Source organism: Emcibacteraceae bacterium, from assembly GCA_041396985.1.
Lineage (GTDB): Bacteria > Pseudomonadota > Alphaproteobacteria > Sphingomonadales > Emcibacteraceae > Pseudemcibacter.
Map to the genome: position 1 here is coordinate 258,842 of JAWKXO010000004.1, position 18,929 is coordinate 277,770.

Annotated in this window: 18 protein-coding genes and 1 tRNA gene; 8 read left to right on the top strand and 11 right to left on the bottom strand. The window is 42.3% G+C overall.

Annotation, left to right across the window (positions count from 1 at the left end; genetic code table 11):
• Positions 1-4: 4 nt before the first annotated feature.
• Positions 5-721 (top strand): phosphate signaling complex protein PhoU, encoded by a 717-nt coding sequence (phoU, locus tag R3D86_12120; GenBank protein ID MEZ5758957.1) that lies wholly within the window; start codon positions 5-7, stop codon positions 719-721.
• Here the strand turns inward: phoU and R3D86_12125 are convergent.
• The gene (locus tag R3D86_12125; protein ID MEZ5758958.1) at positions 718-1,632 is read right to left on the bottom strand and encodes an AEC family transporter; all 915 of its coding nucleotides are present in this window, start codon (positions 1,630-1,632) and stop codon (positions 718-720) included. The genes phoU and R3D86_12125 overlap by 4 nt on opposite strands.
• Positions 1,629-2,558 (bottom strand): AEC family transporter, encoded by a 930-nt coding sequence (locus tag R3D86_12130; protein ID MEZ5758959.1) that lies wholly within the window; start codon positions 2,556-2,558, stop codon positions 1,629-1,631. The genes R3D86_12125 and R3D86_12130 overlap by 4 nt, the downstream gene beginning before the upstream one ends.
• Before the next feature lie 123 nt (positions 2,559-2,681).
• Here R3D86_12130 and R3D86_12135 point away from each other — a divergent pair, with 123 nt between their 5' ends.
• From R3D86_12135 to R3D86_12145, 3 genes are all read left to right on the top strand, one after another.
• The gene (locus tag R3D86_12135; GenBank protein MEZ5758960.1) at positions 2,682-3,431 is read left to right on the top strand and encodes a hypothetical protein; all 750 of its coding nucleotides are present in this window, start codon (positions 2,682-2,684) and stop codon (positions 3,429-3,431) included.
• Between the two features lie 117 nt (positions 3,432-3,548).
• On the top strand, positions 3,549-4,286 hold the full coding sequence (locus R3D86_12140) for a hypothetical protein (protein ID MEZ5758961.1): 738 nt from the start codon (positions 3,549-3,551) through the stop codon (positions 4,284-4,286).
• A gap of 110 nt (positions 4,287-4,396) precedes the next feature.
• The gene (locus R3D86_12145; protein ID MEZ5758962.1) at positions 4,397-5,158 is read left to right on the top strand and encodes a hypothetical protein; all 762 of its coding nucleotides are present in this window, start codon (positions 4,397-4,399) and stop codon (positions 5,156-5,158) included.
• A 2-nt stretch (positions 5,159-5,160) separates the two neighbouring features.
• Here the strand turns inward: R3D86_12145 and R3D86_12150 are convergent, their stop codons facing one another.
• Positions 5,161-6,765, bottom strand: a complete 1,605-nt coding sequence (locus R3D86_12150) for an amidase (protein MEZ5758963.1) — start codon at positions 6,763-6,765, stop codon at positions 5,161-5,163.
• The gene (gene mtnA / locus R3D86_12155; GenBank protein ID MEZ5758964.1) at positions 6,758-7,837 is read right to left on the bottom strand and encodes an S-methyl-5-thioribose-1-phosphate isomerase; all 1,080 of its coding nucleotides are present in this window, start codon (positions 7,835-7,837) and stop codon (positions 6,758-6,760) included. Before mtnA ends, R3D86_12150 begins: the two co-directional genes overlap by 8 nt.
• 104 nt (positions 7,838-7,941) lie before the next feature.
• Here mtnA and R3D86_12160 point away from each other — a divergent pair, with 104 nt between their 5' ends.
• Complete coding sequence (locus R3D86_12160) at positions 7,942-9,828, top strand: amidotransferase 1, exosortase A system-associated (GenBank protein MEZ5758965.1); 1,887 nt, start codon at positions 7,942-7,944, stop codon at positions 9,826-9,828.
• Between the two features lie 86 nt (positions 9,829-9,914).
• The gene (locus R3D86_12165) at positions 9,915-10,985 is read left to right on the top strand and encodes a glycosyltransferase (GenBank protein MEZ5758966.1); all 1,071 of its coding nucleotides are present in this window, start codon (positions 9,915-9,917) and stop codon (positions 10,983-10,985) included.
• Positions 10,986-11,048: 63 nt separating this feature from the next.
• Here R3D86_12165 and R3D86_12170 read toward each other — a convergent pair.
• The 4 genes from R3D86_12170 to R3D86_12185 form a co-directional block, all read right to left on the bottom strand.
• Positions 11,049-11,125 (bottom strand) — tRNA-Pro (locus tag R3D86_12170).
• A gap of 89 nt (positions 11,126-11,214) precedes the next feature.
• On the bottom strand, positions 11,215-11,697 hold the full coding sequence (locus R3D86_12175; protein MEZ5758967.1) for a DUF192 domain-containing protein: 483 nt from the start codon (positions 11,695-11,697) through the stop codon (positions 11,215-11,217).
• A gap of 138 nt (positions 11,698-11,835) precedes the next feature.
• Positions 11,836-12,447, bottom strand: a complete 612-nt coding sequence (locus R3D86_12180; protein MEZ5758968.1) for a cold shock domain-containing protein — start codon at positions 12,445-12,447, stop codon at positions 11,836-11,838.
• A 363-nt stretch (positions 12,448-12,810) separates the two neighbouring features.
• Positions 12,811-14,472, bottom strand: coding sequence for an amino acid carrier protein (locus R3D86_12185; protein ID MEZ5758969.1), 1,662 nt, complete (start codon positions 14,470-14,472; stop codon positions 12,811-12,813).
• Between the two features lie 529 nt (positions 14,473-15,001).
• Here R3D86_12185 and R3D86_12190 point away from each other — a divergent pair.
• Together R3D86_12190 and R3D86_12195 are read left to right on the top strand one after the other, a co-directional pair.
• Positions 15,002-16,240, top strand: a complete 1,239-nt coding sequence (locus tag R3D86_12190; protein MEZ5758970.1) for a sodium:proton antiporter — start codon at positions 15,002-15,004, stop codon at positions 16,238-16,240.
• Between the two features lie 125 nt (positions 16,241-16,365).
• On the top strand, positions 16,366-16,803 hold the full coding sequence (locus tag R3D86_12195; protein MEZ5758971.1) for an iron-sulfur cluster assembly scaffold protein: 438 nt from the start codon (positions 16,366-16,368) through the stop codon (positions 16,801-16,803).
• Here R3D86_12195 and R3D86_12200 read toward each other — a convergent pair.
• From R3D86_12200 to R3D86_12210, 3 genes are all read right to left on the bottom strand, one after another.
• Positions 16,800-17,588, bottom strand: a complete 789-nt coding sequence (locus R3D86_12200; GenBank protein MEZ5758972.1) for a DNA-binding domain-containing protein — start codon at positions 17,586-17,588, stop codon at positions 16,800-16,802. The genes R3D86_12195 and R3D86_12200 overlap by 4 nt on opposite strands.
• Complete coding sequence (locus tag R3D86_12205) at positions 17,582-18,415, bottom strand: DUF692 domain-containing protein (protein MEZ5758973.1); 834 nt, start codon at positions 18,413-18,415, stop codon at positions 17,582-17,584. Before R3D86_12205 ends, R3D86_12200 begins: the two co-directional genes overlap by 7 nt.
• A 69-nt stretch (positions 18,416-18,484) precedes the next feature.
• A complete protein-coding gene (locus R3D86_12210) occupies positions 18,485-18,751 on the bottom strand; it encodes a hypothetical protein (GenBank protein ID MEZ5758974.1) in 267 nt (88 codons plus the stop codon).
• Positions 18,752-18,929: the final 178 nt, after the last annotated feature.

Sequence of the window (18,929 nt, forward strand, 5' to 3'; positions counted from 1 at the left end):
CTTAATGACACATTCACATATCGTTAGTTCATTTGACGAAGATCTTAACAGACTCAGAACGAAAATTGTCAATATGGCAAACTTGGTTGCCAGACAATTTTCCGATGCTGAAAAAGCTCTGGTAAGCAAAGATCTTAAGCTGGCAAAAATTGTCAGGGAAAATGATGAACAGGTCGATCAGCTGGAACAGGAAATTGAGAAATCGGCAATCGAGTTGATTGCCATGCGATCCCCTATGGCCGATGATTTGCGGGAGATTATTTCTGCCATTAAAATCAGCAATGCCCTTGAGCGCATTGGTGATTATGCAAAAAATCTTTCAAAGCGGGTTATTGTTCTGAATGAAACCAATAAGTTTGATGCCAATTATGCTGTACTTTCACAGATGGTCAATCTTATCAATATCATGAACAAGGATGTCATTGACGCCTATGTCAATAAATCCGCTGAAAAAGCCATTTCCGTCTGGACCCGAGATATCGTTGTCGATAATCTTTATGACACGCTGTTTCGTGAGATGCTGACCTATATGATGGAAAATCCGGAACTAATTACACCGGCAACCCATTTGCTTTTTGTTGCTAAAAATATTGAACGTGCCGGTGACCATCTGACCAATATTGCTGAACTGATATACTATATTGTTGAAGGCATTCCACTTGAGCTTAACAGGCCAAAAGGCGATAAAAGCAGCGAAGTTATCACAGAAGACCTTGATTAACCGACAATATGCATCACCAATGGAACGGTGACTACCGATACCAGGGTTTGAAGCGATATAATAGCCGCCATTAAGGGGGCGTCCCCGCCCATGGTTTTGGCAAGTGCATAGGCCGTGGATGAGGTTGGTACCGACGCAAAAATGACGGCACAAGCCGTCATTAATGGGTCAAGCTCAAAATAGAGTGCGCAGGCATAGACTGTTACCGGTAAAATAATCATTTTTGTCAATGTCGCTATTAAGCTCGGTATTATATGTATCCCGCCCCCGACAAATCGAAGTCCCGCCCCGACACAAATAAGCGCCAGCGGAAGTGCGGCCGTGCCAAGGTTGGCTGTAAAATCATGTAATATCGGGAGGTTGCCCCATCCCAGAATGTTAAATATAAGGCCGATAGCGATGGAAACGATAAATGGGTTTCTAATAATTTCAGAAAGGATACTTGGTTTCGATCCGTTTTGCCCTGATAAAATCATGATCATAAAAATAATGGTCAGAACATTTGAGAATGTCACCATGATCGCAACTGCCAGCGCCCCTATTATTTCCCCCTGCTCCCCGAGAAACTGACTGATAACAGCAAGTGCAAGAAATGAATTATGCCGTCCGCTTCCCTGAATGACCGAAGAAAGAGCGGGTGCGTCCATTCCATAAATCCGGCTGAATAGCCAGGCACAAAAAACCGAAACCAGAAACCCCGCCATCATGGACAGGGAAAATGTCCCGAGTGAATATCCGGAAAAATCAATAATCGACGTTTTATTAAAAAGAAGCGCCGGAAATAGCAGCCAGTAAGTCAGTTTATTGATCTGATGCCAGATATCATCCGATAAAATCAATGATTTCCGAAGAAGCTTTCCAAGCAGAATGATCAGAAAAATCGGTGCAACAATATAGATCAGATCAATCATTCCACACCTTCAGTTAACCATATAATCATAACCGGAATTATCGGAACCGATAATAATGTTTCCAGTGAAATCAGTGATGCCATAAGGGGCGCATCACCACCCATTTGCTTTGCCAGCGGATAGCTTGCCGTGCCGGTTGGTGTCACAGCAAAGATTGTTGCGACCATAGTGACCACATGGGACAGTTCAAAATATTTTGCCAGCAGGTAAACCGTCATTGGGTAAATTATAAATTTTGCCGTGCAGGCAATAATTACGCTCGATAATATTTTTTCTCCCGGTTCCCTTATCCGAAGACCCGCCCCAACACAAAGAAGGGCGACAGTCAAGGTCGTCTGACCCACACTTTGTGTGAACTGATGTAATATCGGAAGATAACCCAACCCAAGTAAATTGAATATCACTCCAAGCAGGATAGCAATAATAAACGGGTTTCGCTTTAAATCTGAAAGGATCATGGTCAGCCCGCTTTTTTGACTTGAAAGCATAACGGTCAGACTGACATTAATCACAATATTTGTATAGGTAACAAGGACAGCTATGACAATTGCACCAATCAGTTCACCCTCATCCCCATAAAGCTGACTTACAATCGCCAGTGCCAGAAAAGCATTATGTCGCCCACCGCCCTGCATGACCGATGTGAGTGCAGGTGTCCCCAAACCGGCAAACTTTCCTAAAATATAAGCCCCTAAAATTGCCATAGAAACGCCTGCAATAAGGGCAATTGACAAGGGGCCAAATGAAATTTCCGAAAAATTGATGACCGATGTTTTATTAAATAAAAGGCAGGGAAATAAAACCCAATAGGCCAGCCTGTTTATATTATTCCACACATCATCATCAGAAATTAAATGGTGTTTTAAAATGTACCCGGTCAGGATAATCAGAAAGATCGGTGTAATAAGAAGTGTCAGGTTCAACATTTTTATTTTTTAATCCTCGGGGCCATAAGGCAATCACAAAAAATTTACCGCCCTTTGATTGCACAGTAAAGAAGATCGCTTCATAATGGGTATAATTATTTTGATTTGAAAGACACAATCATCATGATCAAATGGATTGTCACTGCCTTATTTCTGTTATTGATGCAACCTTATTCGGTTTTTGCCGAAAGTAACGACGCACAAACAGGTTATTTTACTATGTCCGGCAGCCTCAATTCCATTTTAGGAGAAGACGAAGCAAAATCATTTGTAGATTTGATCGACCCAAACACAATGATAACCTGGGAAATTGATGTTCCTGAGAATTATGATCCCGCAAATCCCCCTGGTGTTATGGTTTATGTCAGTCCACAGAATAGTGTCAATATTCCTAATGGCTGGCTTGAGATAACCAGAAACAGGAACTTGATTTTTATTGGTGCCCGGGAATCCGGCAACAAAGTTCAGGCAGATAATCGTATCGTTATGTCCGTAATGGCTTTACCGCTAATTCAGAAGACATATAAAATCAATACCAACAGAATTTATATATCGGGCTTTTCAGGCGGCGGTCGTATTGCCAGTATAGTTTCAACCAAATTTCCTCATATATTTAATGGAGCTCTGTATAATTGTGGTGCCAATTTCTGGGAAGATGTCAATGATCAGAGATTAAACCTCATTAAAAGTCATAATTATGTATTTTTAACAGGCACGAAAGATTTCAATCTCGATGACACAAAAAATGTTTATGCAAAATATAAGAAAGCAGGCGTTAATAAAATTAAACTTATGGTCATCCCAAGAATGGGACACTCAAATCCGAAAAAAAGTCAATTTGAAAACGCTCTGCAATTTCTTGATGAACGATGACAGTTCCCTTTATTTGTAATTTTAACGAGATTGTGTTATGATAATTCTAACAAATTTAGAATTTAACTTAATAATTATAGAAATATTAAATAATAATACAATTTATAGGAGAATAAAATGACGATAAAGGGTTTCTTTACTTGGATTTTCTTATCCTTCTTTTTAACTTGTGCATGTTTTGCGCAAGGACCAAAAATCGGTGAATTCATAATGGAGGCTACACCGGCAGATATTCTAAATTCAGATGCATCAAAAAATGAGAAATATATAGGTCAGGATGAAAAAATCTCGTGGGAAATTTACGTTCCCGAAAATTATGATCCAGCAAATCCTCCTGGCATTATGGTATTTGCCGGTGCTCCTCGTGATGTCAGGCCTCCTAACGGTTGGCTGGCAACAATGAGAGACAAAAATTTAATTTGGGTTGCTGCCCGCAATTCAAACAATGGGGCTTCAATTTATCAAAAAGAATATCTAGCAATGATGTCTGTTCCCCTGATCACAAAAGATTATCAAATAAATCAAGACCGCATCTACATAACAGGGCAAGCAAGGGCCGCTGCACGTGCCATTTTAAATCACCCTGATATTTTTGATGGAGCGATCTTTACCGGTAGTCGGGTTTGGGAAAACAACGCTGAAGAAAAATTAAAAGATATAACCACTCAGCGTTTTGTCTTTGTCACGCGGGAAAAAACCAATCTCCCACAGGGAAACCGCTATGCATATTATAAATTCAAAAACGCAGGGATAAGCAATACTGAACTTGTATATGTTCCGGATACACATCGATATACCCGAACAAAATTTTCCCGTTCAATTGAATATCTGGATAATCAGGAAACAATAGAATAATCCAGAGGCAATAAAAGTTTGCATCTTTTGCCAACATATGAGAATTGTAACTGTAAATCAGACATTCTGACATGTTGGCAATATAATACTTGAAGTAGGTTTGGGTTTAAATGAAATATGCAATTCTCTTCATAGCCTTATTTTCAACTTTAAACTTCACTTTACCAATCCGCGCCCAGGAACAAAACACAATTACAAATGGTGAAATTACCGTTGGAACGACTATGTCTGAGGTTCTTGGAACAGATTCAGCAACCAATTTTAAAGATATATTAGATCCAAATGAAACCATAAAATGGACAATCAATATACCGGAAAATTATAACCCTGCACTTCCTTCTGGTACGCTGGTTCAGATGAGACCAGTGAATCTTGCCAAAATACCATTCGGTTGGCCTCCGTTATTAAATGAAAAAAACCTGATCTGGATATCACTAAATAAAGCAGGTAATCTTAAAGCCGAAAAAGAAATGCTCATTACTGTTCTGTCAATAGTTTACATTCAGGAGCATTATAAAATTGATACAAGCAGAGTATACATTGCCGCATCAAAAGACAGCTGCATTTCAGCAAGTCTAACTATGCAAATATATCCGAATATATTCAAAGGTGTTATTTACACAACTTGTGAACCAATTAACTGGCGTGATAAAATCCCCCCAACAATTGGCGAAATGAAAAATAACGGTTATGTTTTTGTTTCAAGCCGCGAAAATGAAATCAGACGCGTTATGCAGAGAGCAGAAAAAAAATACAATGATGCCGGCATCAAAAAAACTAAATTTCTCAATGCGCCCAACATGAATTATGGCAATAGTCTTTCCGCCCAAAAATTCAAACAAGCAATAGAGCTTCTGGACGACCTGCATTAATATCATTCATAAAGATAGGGAATAAAAGTCGGCTTGCGTCTGGCCTTGCTGACCTGTTCAAAATTATAGGCGGCTTCAATAAGAGTTGCTTCCGAATAGGCCCGACCAAAAAATGACAATGATACAGACAGTCCATGAATATACCCCATTGGCACCGTAATTGACGGATACCCGCTTACAGCGGCATAGGAGGCTGTCCCCCCGCCACTTGGATGATCCCCATTGATCAGGTCCTGGCTGTTTGCCGGATTTCTAGACGGCATTACGATAAGATCAAGCTCATTCTGATCCATCAGGGCATCCATTTCTTTCTGCATTTCCAGATTGCTGGCGGCGACCGCTTCAAGATATTCTTCATCCGATAACGGCCCCATATTTTCTGATGCAATAAATGTTTCCTGTTTGAAATAGGGCATTTCCTGTGCTGCATGAGCATTGTTAAATTCAATAAGATCTGCCAGGGTTCTGCTTTTTACGGAAACTGGCGTTCCTTCAAGATAGGCATTCAAATAATGCTTAAATTCATAATGAAGCACGATACCTTCCGCATTTTCAATCGTTGACTGGTCCCCGAATTCAAGATTATCGACAATCACCGCGCCCGCAGTTTTCATGGCTTCAATATTACGATCAAAAATTTCAGCCAGTCCGTCACGCATCCTGAAAGGGCTTCTGACAACGCCGATCCGCTTTCCTTTAAGTCCATCGGCAAGCAGGTGATTTTCATAACTCACTTTAATATCCGGCTGCTCCATTGTTTTTGGGTCTTCCGGGTTCTGACTGACCATCGCCGTCAGCAAATAGGCGGCATCCGCCACAGTCCGGGTCATGGGGCCCGCCGTATCCTGAGTGGCGGCGATGGGAACAATGCCGGTCCTGCTGACAAGCCCGACCGTGGGTTTAATACCGACAATACCGTTATAGGCGGACGGACAGACAACGGAACCATCGGTTTCAGTGCCAATGGTTAAAGTTGCCATATTGGCCGCTGCTGCAACACCCGATCCTGAGCTGGACCCGCAGGTATTGGCCGTGAGCAGATATGGGTTTCGCGTTTGTCCGCCTACCCCGCTCCAACCACTGGAGCTGTGCGATGATCTGAAATTTGCCCATTCACTTAAATTGGTTTTACCAAGGATTATGGCACCCGCCGCCCGCAAATTTGCCACCAGTGGCGCATCATTTGTCGCATAATTATCAATCAGCGCCAGTGACCCGGCCGTGGTCGGCATATTATCCATAGTATCAATATTATCCTTAAGAAGAACCGGAATTCCATGAAGCGGACCACGTGTGCCTTTCTCAGTGCGTTCCTTATCAAGTTCTGCGGCTATTTTAAGAGCATCCGGATTGACCGCAATCACCGCATTTAGATGAGGACCTTTTTTATTAAGGGCTTCAATACGGTCAATATAAAGTCTGGTCACCTGCTCAGCAGTATATTTGCCTCTGTTATAGGCATTATTTAAGTCTGCAACAGTTATTTCATCAAGTTCAAAATCAGCAATAGACTGTTCCTGTGCCTGGCTGATACCTTTTGTTTTTTCAGTATTGTCACATGAAATAAGTATAAGTGATGCAAGCAGCATCATAAATAGTCTAACCATTTTCCTTCCCCTTAAAAAAATCCCTCAATCCTTTATCATATGGTGCCGTAATTATTTGACTTTCTGTTATGATACCACTGACCAGTTTATTCGGCGTCACGTCAAATGCCGGACATCTGGTTTTAATATTTTCCGGCGCAATGCGTCTTCCCAAAATTGATGTGACCTCATCCCCGCTTCTTTCCTCAATCACTATATCGCTACCGCAAACGGTATCCATATCAATGGTTGATGACGGACAGGCCACATAAAACGGTATCTGATAATAGTCTGCCAGAATAGCCACGCCAAGGGTACCTATTTTATTGGCAACATCCCCATTTGCCGCCACACGGTCGGTGCCAACGATCACCATATCAATCTGTCCTGTTGCCATCATATGGGCTGCCATATTGTCGGTTATCAGGGTAACATCCAACCCTGCCCTTTGAAGTTCCCAACTGGTCAGCCTTGCTCCCTGCAAAAGTGGTCGGGTTTCATTGGCATAAACCTTAAACCTGATTCCGTTTTGATGGGCCAAATACATTGGTGCTGTTGCAGTGCCTGATGCTGAAGTTGCAATTGAGCCTGCATTACAATGGGTCATAATCCCCATGCCGTCTTTAATGAGCGGCGCGCCCATTATGCCCATTCCATTGCAAAGGGCTATATCTTCAGCATGGATTTTTTCTGCTTCATCAACCAGTGATTCGTATAATTCCCGGGATGTGCCTTTTTGCGCTTGACCCAACCGGGCAACCATACGCTTCATCGCCCAGCTTAAATTAACTGCTGTCGGACGGGCGCTATCCAGAAAAGCGGCCTTTTCTTTTGCCATTTTTATAAACTGATCCACCGGCAGGTTGACACTGTCCTTTAGTGCCACGCAAAGTCCATATGCGGCCGCAATGCCAATGGCCGGCGCCCCTCTTACTTTAAGCTCCCTGATTGCCTGCCAGACCTGCTCGACGGACAGCTGTTGTTCCATCACTTCCTGATGCGGCAGCAATGTCTGATCCAGAAGATATAAATCCCCATTTTTCCATTCAATGGCATGGGGCAATTCTGATACCGATATACTATAATCCGGCAAGGTAATTATTCCTTAATCATGATCCCTTATTATCTTTTCTTAATTTAATATGTTCATTACTATGAACGCAAACATAATGCTTTAAAACCGGGGCAAAAAATAAAATGTGCGGTATCGCAGGAATAATAAACTTATCCGGGGAAACTCCCCCTAAAAACTTGCTGACAAAAATGACCGATATAATTGAACATCGTGGGCCTGATGGCTCCGGTGATTATTTTTCAGGCGGGGTTGCCTTTGGCCATCGTCGCCTATCAATTATTGACCTTGCTGGCGGCCATCAGCCAATGGTGACATCAGATGACCGCGTCAGCATTACCTATAATGGTGAAATTTATAATTTTCCTGAACTGCGTGAAGAATTAAAAGCACTGGGCTATCACTTCCAGACCAGCAGCGATACGGAAGTGATTTTACAGGCTTATCATGCCTGGGGACCAAAAAGTGTTGAGCGGATCCGCGGCATGTTTGCCTATGCAATTCATGACAAAAAGAAAAACGAGGTGTTCATTGCCCGTGACCGCCTCGGCATCAAACCACTTTTTTATGCTATGCTGGCAGATAACAATTTTGTTTTTGCGTCCGAACTTAAGTCACTTTCCCTGCATCCGAATTTCAATAATTCACTGCGTCCGGAAAGTATTGAGGAATATTTCGCGCTTGGCTATGTGCCAGAGCCCCATACCATTTATAAAAATGTTATGAAACTTGAACCGGGTCATACGCTTCTGATCCATCTGGATTCCGGAAAAATTGAAAATAACCAGTATTGGAACATCCATTTTAATACATCCTATATCGGCTCATTCGAAGATGCCACACGCGAACTCGACCGTCGGGTTGAGGAAGCGGTCAGAATTAGAATGCGGGCTGACGTGCCACTTGGAGCATTTCTGTCCGGCGGCGTGGATTCCGGTGCTGTAGTCGCCAACATGGCCAGAAACAGCCGGGAAGCCGTCAACACCTGCTCAATCGGTTTTGAAGAAGCCAAATTTGATGAAGCGGATTATGCAAAAAAAGTCGCCGATCAGTATAAAACCAATCATCAGACAAAAGTGGTTGATCCTAATGATTACTCCCTTGTCGACGGACTGATGGATTATTATGACGAACCCTATGCCGACAGCTCTGCCCTGCCCACTTTCCGGGTCTGCGAACTCGCCCGTCAAAGGGTTACTGTTGCGCTCTCGGGAGATGGCGGCGATGAGAATCTTGCCGGATACAGACGTTATAAACTTCACATGTTTGAAGAAAAAATGCGCGGCATGTTTCCTGTTTCCTTCAGAAAGCAGGTTTTTGGTTTCCTGGGGTCTGTCTATCCAAAGGCGGACTGGGCCCCGCGGGTATTCAGAGCAAAAACAACATTCCAGGGTCTTGCCCGCAGCAGCGTTGAAAGTTATTTCCATGGCGTTTCCATATTCAAGCCGGAAATGCGTCATATGCTGTTCTCAAAATCGCTAAAAAGCGATTTGCAGGACTATAACGCGCTTGAAATATTCAACAAACATGCCGAGCAGGCCAATACTGATGACCCTCTGTCTCTCATTCAGTATCTGGATATAAAAACCTATCTTCCCGGCGACATCCTGACCAAGGTGGACAGGGCCTCCATGGCTTATTCTTTGGAAGTGCGTGTCCCGCTTCTGGATCATGAACTGATCGGCTGGATCGCGACGCTGCCGTCCGATTACAAACTGCACGGCAACGAAGGAAAATATATTTTCAAGAAATCATTGGAAGGACAGCTGCCCAATGATATCCTCTACCGGCCAAAAATGGGTTTTGGTGTGCCGCTTGGGCACTGGTTTAGAAATGAATTAAAAGAAAAAATCAAAGAAACCGTTCTCAGTGAACAGATGCTCGACAGCGGTTATTTTGAAAAAGCTTATCTGGAGAGACTAGTAAAAGATCATCAATCAGGCATTCGCGATTATAGCGCACCTCTTTGGACCTTGATGATGTTTTATCAATTTTTATCCAGACACGGATAAATATGGAAATTTTAACCCTCACAACGCTGTATCCAAATTTGTTGCAGCCGAGACATGGAATCTTTGTCAAAAACCGGCTCAGCGCGATGGACGCAATAGACGGTTTCAGGCGAAAGGTAATTGCCCCGGTTCCTCATTTCCCGATGATGGGTATGCTGAGCGGACGTTACAGGCTTTATGAGCAAATGCCATTTCATGAAGTTCAGGATAATATTGACGTTTATCATCCAAAATATTTCACTCTTCCCGGGTTAAGCATATTTGATAATGCCACATCAATGGCCAATGCCGCCGAAAATATACTTAGTGATCTTTATCCGGACGAAAACGACTTTGATATTGTCGATGGGCAATATCTTTATCCGGACGGGGTTGCCGCTTATAAGCTTGCCAAAAATCATAATAAACCACTGATCCTTACCGCGCGGGGAAGTGATGTAAATTACTGGATGGACAATAAAAAAGCCCAAAAACAAATTCTGGAAGCCATTGATTATTCAGACAAAGTCATCTGTGTCAGTGATGCCTTAAAGCAGTCCCTTATTGATTTTGGCGTTGATGAAAATAAAATCATCGTCATCATAAACGGTGTGGACCCAAGCGTTTTTAATACGGCAGTCGACGCCAATCCGCTTCGTGAGGATTATTTTTTAAGTGTCGGCAATCTTATCCCGTTAAAAGGTCACAATTTAACGTTGAACGCATTCTTTGACCTTTCCAAAACACGCCTGATCATTATCGGTGATGGTGCGGAACGCCAAAATTTAAAAAAGCAGGCAGAAAATCTGGGTATCAAAGGACGCGTACAGTTTATCAAACATGTTGACCAGAATAAGCTTGCCGAATTTTATGCCGGCGCAAAAGCAACGATCCTGATGTCATCGATGGAAGGGATGCCAAATGTGGTCTTGGAAAGCCTAGCGACCGGAACACCGGTCATTGCCTGTGACGTAGGTGGTGTATCCGAAATTCTTAATGAACAAAATGGCATCCTGCTTGATGAACGTTCGGAATACGCACTGGCAAACGCGGTCAGGTCATTGGAAACCCTCGTTAAGTCGCGCGATGAAATAGCCGAAACTGTCAAAGACTTCAGATGGGATAACGTTGCTTCAAAGCAATATGAGGTTTATAAAGAAGCTCTATCTTCAATATAAAATCTTCAACTATTTTAAAAAAATTATGTGGGAGAAAAACCATTTTTCAGAAATGTTTTAAGATGGTCGGGGAGACAAGATTCGAACTTGCGACCCCCTGTACCCAAAACAGGTGCGCTACCAGGCTGCGCCACTCCCCGACCTTAAAACACAATTTGTAAAAACAAATAGTGGTTGGGTTAATACGCCAACAATGAAGCGTGTGCAAGAATTATTTTTGGAAAATTTATTATTTATCTGTATTTCCAAATGTCGGATAGAGTATCTCGTCACCAACATTAATTCCCAGCTTGTCGGTAAGCCCTCCATTTAACTCGAGCGCCGCTTTGGCTGGCCCTTTTGACGGGATTTGCGACAGGTCTTTTGGCTTGGCTGATTTGGCAATATTTATAATTTTTCCCGCTTCATCAATGAACACAATGTCCAGCGGGATAAATGTATTTTTCATCCACATGGCAATATTTCTGGCCCGGTCATAAATAAAAAGCATGCCACTCATTTCCGGCAGATGATCCCTATACATCAACCCATATTGTCTGTGGTTATCATCAAGTGCCAGTTCAATATCAAAATTATAAACATTATCAGCCGTTTTAATGGAGAGAGTGTCACGCGGAAAATTTGACTGAGCCTGAGCTATTGTCCCTAGAGAGAACAAAAAAAAGAAAACGGCTATAAGCGTCAAAAAACTTTTCTTCTGTTTCAAAAACATTTGAATTCCTCTCATAAAAACTTTGTCATTTCACCAACAGCATAATGACAGGAAAGAAAGGCTTTTTAAAGGCGTTTTTTATCCTTAAAAAGTAAAATTTTCAAAGAGTTGAAAGGAGCCGGTTTGATTGGGGATCACTTACTGATCTTTTTTAATGGCATTGACCATTAAACCACGTTCACCATCTTCGATTACAACGGAAAGTGACTGACCGGGAACCAACTGATCAATATTATAATGCCTGAGGACTTCCATATGAATGAAAATGTCCTGTCCGCCGTCACCACGATTTACAAAACCATAGCCACGAACTTTGTTGAACCATTTAACCACAACATCCACAAAATCGTCGTCAGAATAATCTTTATCTTCAATAAGGAATTTTGGTTCTGTTTCTTTTTTCTCGACCGCTGTGGACAGATCAAATGTCAAAATTTTAACAGCCTGGCGTCCTTTTGGACGGTTTGCAGATAGGCAGGTAACTTTTGTGCCTTCCGGTAGTGAGCCACGCTCATGTTCTTTAAGGATGGAGAAATGAACCAGAATATCACCCTGTTTGCGATTGGCTTCATCATCGGCTTCAATAAATCCATATCCTTTGATGTCATCAAACCATTTAATCGAACCCGAAATTTCATCAAAATGCTCTGATGCCGAGTGACCACTCTGTTCGTTTGTTGTTGTTGCCGATCCAGATTTTAATTCTGTGTTATTTTCTGTTGGCACACCTTTAATTGCGCTGCTACTCATCCTATCGAACTTCCCATTTCTAAATAACTCTCCACTCACACCCTGACTTTTACGTTACTAAACTAACGGCGCTCAAGCAACCCGAACCCGCGATTTATTAGAATAAAAGTCCGCCCATTTTATTTGCATAATACAAGTTTTATGCGGGTAATTTCGTTTCTCAGTTATAAATTCAATAATCTCCTTCGAGAATCTTATTAAAAAACAACTATAAAATCAAGAAATTACTCTATCGCTATTATTGTAAATATCAAATTATTAATAAAGTGTTAATTTTAGTACACGCTCAAAAATTTGAAAAATAAAAAGGGCTGGATTTCTGATCCAGCCCTTTTTTAAGAAAATCCCGCAAAAAAGTTTTTGTTATTTTATTTTCTTCGCATAATCTTCAACCATATGCTTAACTTCTTTGCGCATTAAAAACATACAGATCACGTTGGGAATGGTCATAAAGGCAACCGTAATTGCCGCAAATGTCCAGATAACTGTTGTATCCGCAAATGAAGCAATAAAAAAACCAATGACGTAAACTATCCTATAAGGCAATATACCGCCCGTCCCGACCAGGAATGTAATTGCACGGTCACCATAATATGACCAGGCGACCGCCGTAGAGAAAGCAAATAGTGCCAATGAGATTGCCACTATATATTTACCATTTTCGCCAAGAAAACTTTTGGTAAAGGCGCGGCTGGTAAGCGCCGCAGAGTGAAGCAATGATTTTCCGGATACGGAAACATCTGCATCGTCAAGCTTACCATCCGAAACGGCTAGCTTTCCTGAATATGGCTGATCATTTTTGGAAAAGACCACGTCTTCTGCAACCGAGCGGGCATTAAGAACTGTAACATCCCCCGAAATCAGTTTTCCGGAAACAATATCAATTTCACCGCTATAGGTTTTGATGATATCCCCTTCAATGAAATTGATATGCTTATAAAGTTCTGCTTTATCAGCCTCATTCTGATCACTATAACTCCCCGCAATAATACTGAAGTCAGCCATCTGGAAGGTGTTTTCATATTTTTCTGTCCAGGCACCGGATGATAAAATAACCAGACCGGTCAGCGTACAGATCATAATTGTGTCAATGAAGGGCTCCAGCAAGGCAACCATACCTTCTGATACCGGTTCTTCTGTAATTGCTGAGGAGTGAGCAATGGCTGAAGAGCCCTGCCCGGCTTCATTTGAAAAAAGTCCGCGCCCGACGCCCTTATTCGCGGCAAAGGCGAATGCTGCCCCAAGGAACCCGCCTGCCGCGGAACTACCTGTAAAGGCACTTGAGAATATGGAAATAAATGAAGGGATTATATTTTCATAGTTACTTAAAATAACACATAAGGAACCTGCAAGGTAAAGGAAGGCCATTGAAGGCACTATCCGCGATGCAAAGGCTGCAATCCTGGTAACACCGCCAATAATAACAAATCCAAGCAATAATGATGCAATACCCCCAACGACCATTTCATTAAAGTCAAAAGTTTCACGCATGACCTGGGCAATATTATTCACCTGCGGCATACTTCCGGATCCAAATGAGCTAAGCACGACCGCTGCCGCAAAAAAGATAGCCATTGGTTTCCAGCCAAGTCCACGGTCCATTACATACATCGGGCCACCTGCAACTGTTCCATCGTCTGAATCAACCCGGTATTTATGGGAGAGGGAGACTTCAACAAATTTTGTTGTCATCCCCATAAATGCCGTCGCCAGCATCCAGAAAATGGCTGTTGGACCACCAATATAAACGGCCAGACCTACGCCGCCAATATTTCCAGTACCGACAGTTCCTGATAGAGCCATTGTCATTGCCTGAAAATGCGAAGTCTCGCCATGGGCTCCATGCTTTTTACTTTCCTCTTCCGGGTCAAACAATACCTTCCAGGCATGCCTGAAAAATCTAATTTGTGGAAATTTCAGATATACTGTGAAAAATAAACCGATACCGAGTAGATAAAAAGGAAACCAGGGGGCGGCGCCAATCATACTGTCGATTGAAACCAGAAAATTATTTACTTCTAACATATAATCCCTCTTAATTTGTCATTTATAGTTTTTGTCAATTATGACTTATTCTTTTTAATTTATGTGTAACATTATCGCGTTTGGTGCCAGCCGTATAGACTTTAATGTATTTTTTTGAGAAATATGGAAATTACCCCATATAGTTTTAGGATAAACAACCCTAAAACCACAGCCTTATTTTCTCACTCATGTATATTTCCCTGAAAAGTCAAATTATATCCCCAAGACAAAAAAATGGATCATCTTTCAAAATAAAAATGTGTGAGTCCCAATGATAAAATCGCAAAAAAAACTGCGGCTGAGGGCGGAATTACTTCACCAAATTCCGACCTAATAACCCGTAAATAATTGCTATTTTATAAAATATCCTTTTTTTTTAACAAGTGCTGGACAGAACAAATCTAATTTCATATAAACCTTCAACTATATATGAGAATATATGAAAAATTCGCCCTAACCCGGGGAATTCAGGGGGTCTGGAAGCGGATAAATTATCCGCATGTCGTTGGTTTCTAATGGAGGAAAAAATATGAGCATTATGACTGTGACAAGTATTGTGGTCACGATTTGCGCTTTATTCTCTTATCTAAATTATAAGTATATTAAACTTCCGGTTACTATCGGCATTATGGCCATAGCACTGATTTTTTCGACACTTATTATGCTGTTGGAGGGTGTGGGGCTAAATATTGCACCTACTGTAAACTCAATTATGGGTGACATTGACTTTTCTAAAGCTGTTCTGGATGGCATGCTCAGCTTCCTGCTTTTTGCAGGCTCGCTTCATGTACCCGGAAAAGTACTGCACCAGGAAAAATATGTTGTTGGAATTCTTGCCCTTCTCGGGACTTCATTCTCAACCATGCTGGTGGCAACACTGGTTTATAACCTGTTCCCGATGCTTGGTTTCGAAATTTCATTTATCAACTGTATTCTTTTCGGCGCACTTGTATCACCGACAGACCCGATTGCGGTTATGGCCATCTTGAGAAAAGCCGGCGTTTCCAAGCCACTTGAAACAAAAGTGGTTGGTGAATCCCTCTTTAACGATGGTATCGCTATCGTGATTTTCTTGACCGTTCTGTCCATCAGCACTGAAGGTGCCGCAACCCCGGGCCATGTGGCGATGCTCTTCCTGGAAGAAGCTGTTGGCGGTGTTATTCTTGGTATTGTCCTCGGGTCCATCTGTCTGGCCATGGTCCGTACAGTTGACAACTATCATGTGGTTGTCTTTATCACTTTGGCCACTGTTATGGGCGGATATGAAATCGCAAAAGCAATTCATACATCTGGTCCGATTGCCATGGTTGTTGCAGGACTTATTGTTGGTAATATCGGCCGTTCAAAAGCCATGTCTGAAAAAACCAAGGAAATTCTCGACAACTTTTGGGAACTGATTGACGAATTCCTGAACGCAATTCTGTTCATGCTTGTCGGTTTCAGCCTGCTGATCGTTGAATTTAATCAGTCAGCTCTTGTCGCGGGTGTCATCATGGTTCCGTCTCTACTTTGCATCCGTTACCTGTCGGTCTTTATCCCGGTAACCATTCTGCAAAGATTTAGAAGCTTTAGCCCAGGCACGGTCAACATCCTGACCTGGGGTGGCCTCAGAGGCGGATTGTCATTGGCAATGTGTCTGTCACTACCGGCAAATGACCTGCGTGACTTCATGCTGCTTGTTGTATATTGTATTGTGCTATTCTCAATTCTGGTACAGGCACTCACAATCGGTAAACTTGCAGCAAGATACACTGCACCAAATGAATAACGTTGTTTAATTTAAGCACGTTATTTATAAAAAGATTTTAAAACGAATGATAATGGCCTGTGTCACCACAGGCCATTATTCAGTTATAAAGTTCTCAAGCGAATTTATTTTTGGATGGTCAGAATATGATCGACAAGCTATATCAGAAAACCATTCTTAAACACGCATCCAATGCCTGCGCCCACGGTGCATTGGAAGATGCGGACCACAGTGTCACAGTTCATAATCCCATGTGCGGTGACCGGATAAAGGTCTATATTAAGCTTCAGGACGGAACATTAACTGACTTCAGCCACGAAGCAAAAGCATGCGCCCTGTGTCAGGCTAGCGCCTCGGTTCTCGGCGAACATTATCTTGGGTTAACAGAAAAAACACTGAACGAGTTACTTGATAAAATCAAAACCTCGCTTGAAAATATCGAAGGGCCGGAACATAACGATTGGCCGGATAATAAGTGGCAGGATATGGATGTTTTTAATGTGGTCAGAGACCATAAAAGCAGGCGGACTTGCGTGACATTGCCGTTTGATGCACTTTTGCAGGCGTTTAAAGAAGTCGATTAGACTTTCAGATATTCAAGTTCACAAACCAGCCCTTCCAGTATCCAACCCTTGAAAAGTTCTGCCGCCCGCATTGATGCGGCTTCACCATACTCATCAAGCAACTGTTCACATAAATCAGGAAAGCTTTTATTTTCTTTTGCCAGATTAAGAAGAGCTGCTTCATCATCAGGAACCGTACGGAAAAAACATTTTAAATCCGACTTCCACTGAATACAGTTTGATATTTTCGGATATTCTTCAGGCATAATCGGATGATCATCATTTTCATCACTGACCGTTGACCAGACCGCCGGCGTATTCCATTTATAGCGGCTCATAATGAAGGAAGGTTGTAAATGTATGCGAAGAGTGGTCCACGCCTGCGCCGGGATTTTTGCGACATCCTCAACACTGACTGCCCCGGCATCAGGGGCATCAAACACATCATTGAAATTCCATTCAAAGTCTGCCATTTCAATTGCCGGAATAATGCCTGAATAGGCTTCCGTTTCCATCAGAAATTGAACCATATGCTGCCCAAAATAGCGTAACGAGGGGTGGGTTGAAGGATAGCTGTCAATATACCCAAGGCAGATATCTTCAAACATATCATCCCCCACCAGTGAATGGAGAACCGGGAAATCTTCGACAAGGGTTTCGACCAGTCTTGATTTATAAGCATGCGCATAAATATGAAGCCGCATTTCGGGTCCGATTTTTCCGCCTTCCTCAATTTCCAGCAGAAAGGCGTCTTTTGCATCCTGCATGACCGCCGCTTTAAACTTTGTCTGAAGAACCTTTAACATTGCCTCTCACCGATGGCCCTTGCCCGCTTCACTTCCTCAATTAATTCGGCAAGCGGCGGGATATGATCGTCCCGTTCAATCATGGTGGTAATATGCCCAAGTTTTCGGACAGTATAGTCATAAAGCTCCCAGACATCGTCAATGACCGGGTGGTCGTGCGTATCAATAATATAATCACCATTATTTTCGTGCCCAGCCAGATGAATCTGGCAAATTCGCTGTGGGTCCATATAATCAATATAGGTTTTTGGATCAAAATCATGATTAAAACCGCTGACATATATATTGTTGACATCAAGCAAAATCAGACAGTCCGCCTCTTCCGACAGGTGGCGCAAAAATTCCCATTCTGTCATGTCTGAGGCCTTATAGGTCACATAACTTGAGGCGTTTTCCAGCAATATTCGCTGACCAAGAAAATCCTGAACCTGTTTCACGCGACCAGCCACATGATTAAGTGTTTCCTGGTTATAGGGAAGTGGCATCAGATCATGGGTATTATGCCCCCCATGGCTGGTCCAGCAAAGATGATCGGAAATCCATTTTGGCTGCACCCGTTCAGCCAGCATCTTAAGATCGTTGAGATAATCCATGTTAAGAGGATCGCTGGAGCCGATGCTCATGGAAACGCCGTGCATGACAAGTGGATAGCGTTCTTTAATCCGGTCAAGATGGTATAATTGACGCCCGCCCTTCACCATATAATTTTCTGAGATTATTTCGAACCAGTCAATGGGCGGGTCACCTGACAAAATTTCCTCATAATGATCTGTGCGCAGACCTAGTCCATAACCCAGAAAATCATTGTCAATTTTGGAATTTTTCATAATTACCCTTATACCATAAAAAAAGCGGCAACCGTTATGAGGTTACCGCTTTTTTTAAAATCTGCAATATTACATGCTTTTTTGCATTACTTTACCGCCTTTTGCGGCACAATCAGCTGCTGACATCATCAGGAAGCCCTGGCCTTTGCAGGCACCTTGTCCTTTACAGGCGTTTGCTGCTGTTTTGCAGGCATTTTGACCTTTACAGGCATTGACACCCATACATTGAACTTGTGGTGCTTCCTGTGCGGTAACTGTTGCACCTGATACAATTGAAAATAGTCCGGCTGCTGCCACTGCCACTGCAAGACCTGTTTTTGCCATTGATTTGCTCATTATTTCTGTCCTTTTGGTTATTTGTGATTAATTCCTAAAATCCCCCAATTGAAGAAATATACAGTTACTGAAGAAAACTAAATACTCAACGTTTATCACATTTATGTGATTTATTATGTGGCAATGATGGTGCTGGGATAATGTGGCTAAAATGAGGCATCCATATTTCACCAATAAT

What these genes read in the sequence shown, in the direction of transcription:
- R3D86_12135 (MEZ5758960.1), top strand. Translation starts at nt 2,682, where the DNA reads ATGATCAAATGGATTGTCACTGCCTTATTTCTGTTATTGATGCAACCT.
- R3D86_12190 (MEZ5758970.1), top strand. Translation starts at nt 15,002, where the DNA reads ATGAGCATTATGACTGTGACAAGTATTGTGGTCACGATTTGCGCTTTA.
- R3D86_12150 (MEZ5758963.1), bottom strand. Translation starts at nt 6,765, where the DNA reads ATGGTTAGACTATTTATGATGCTGCTTGCATCACTTATACTTATTTCA.
- R3D86_12175 (MEZ5758967.1), bottom strand. Translation starts at nt 11,697, where the DNA reads ATGTTTTTGAAACAGAAGAAAAGTTTTTTGACGCTTATAGCCGTTTTC.
- R3D86_12180 (MEZ5758968.1), bottom strand. Translation starts at nt 12,447, where the DNA reads ATGAGTAGCAGCGCAATTAAAGGTGTGCCAACAGAAAATAACACAGAA.
- R3D86_12195 (MEZ5758971.1), top strand. Translation starts at nt 16,366, where the DNA reads ATGATCGACAAGCTATATCAGAAAACCATTCTTAAACACGCATCCAAT.
- R3D86_12200 (MEZ5758972.1), bottom strand. Translation starts at nt 17,588, where the DNA reads ATGTTAAAGGTTCTTCAGACAAAGTTTAAAGCGGCGGTCATGCAGGAT.
- R3D86_12125 (MEZ5758958.1), bottom strand. Translation starts at nt 1,632, where the DNA reads ATGATTGATCTGATCTATATTGTTGCACCGATTTTTCTGATCATTCTG.
- R3D86_12130 (MEZ5758959.1), bottom strand. Translation starts at nt 2,558, where the DNA reads ATGTTGAACCTGACACTTCTTATTACACCGATCTTTCTGATTATCCTG.
- R3D86_12145 (MEZ5758962.1), top strand. Translation starts at nt 4,397, where the DNA reads ATGAAATATGCAATTCTCTTCATAGCCTTATTTTCAACTTTAAACTTC.
- R3D86_12160 (MEZ5758965.1), top strand. Translation starts at nt 7,942, where the DNA reads ATGTGCGGTATCGCAGGAATAATAAACTTATCCGGGGAAACTCCCCCT.
- R3D86_12205 (MEZ5758973.1), bottom strand. Translation starts at nt 18,415, where the DNA reads ATGAAAAATTCCAAAATTGACAATGATTTTCTGGGTTATGGACTAGGT.
- R3D86_12165 (MEZ5758966.1), top strand. Translation starts at nt 9,915, where the DNA reads ATGGACGCAATAGACGGTTTCAGGCGAAAGGTAATTGCCCCGGTTCCT.
- R3D86_12140 (MEZ5758961.1), top strand. Translation starts at nt 3,549, where the DNA reads ATGACGATAAAGGGTTTCTTTACTTGGATTTTCTTATCCTTCTTTTTA.
- R3D86_12185 (MEZ5758969.1), bottom strand. Translation starts at nt 14,472, where the DNA reads ATGTTAGAAGTAAATAATTTTCTGGTTTCAATCGACAGTATGATTGGC.
- phoU (MEZ5758957.1), top strand. Translation starts at nt 5, where the DNA reads ATGACACATTCACATATCGTTAGTTCATTTGACGAAGATCTTAACAGA.
- R3D86_12210 (MEZ5758974.1), bottom strand. Translation starts at nt 18,751, where the DNA reads ATGAGCAAATCAATGGCAAAAACAGGTCTTGCAGTGGCAGTGGCAGCA.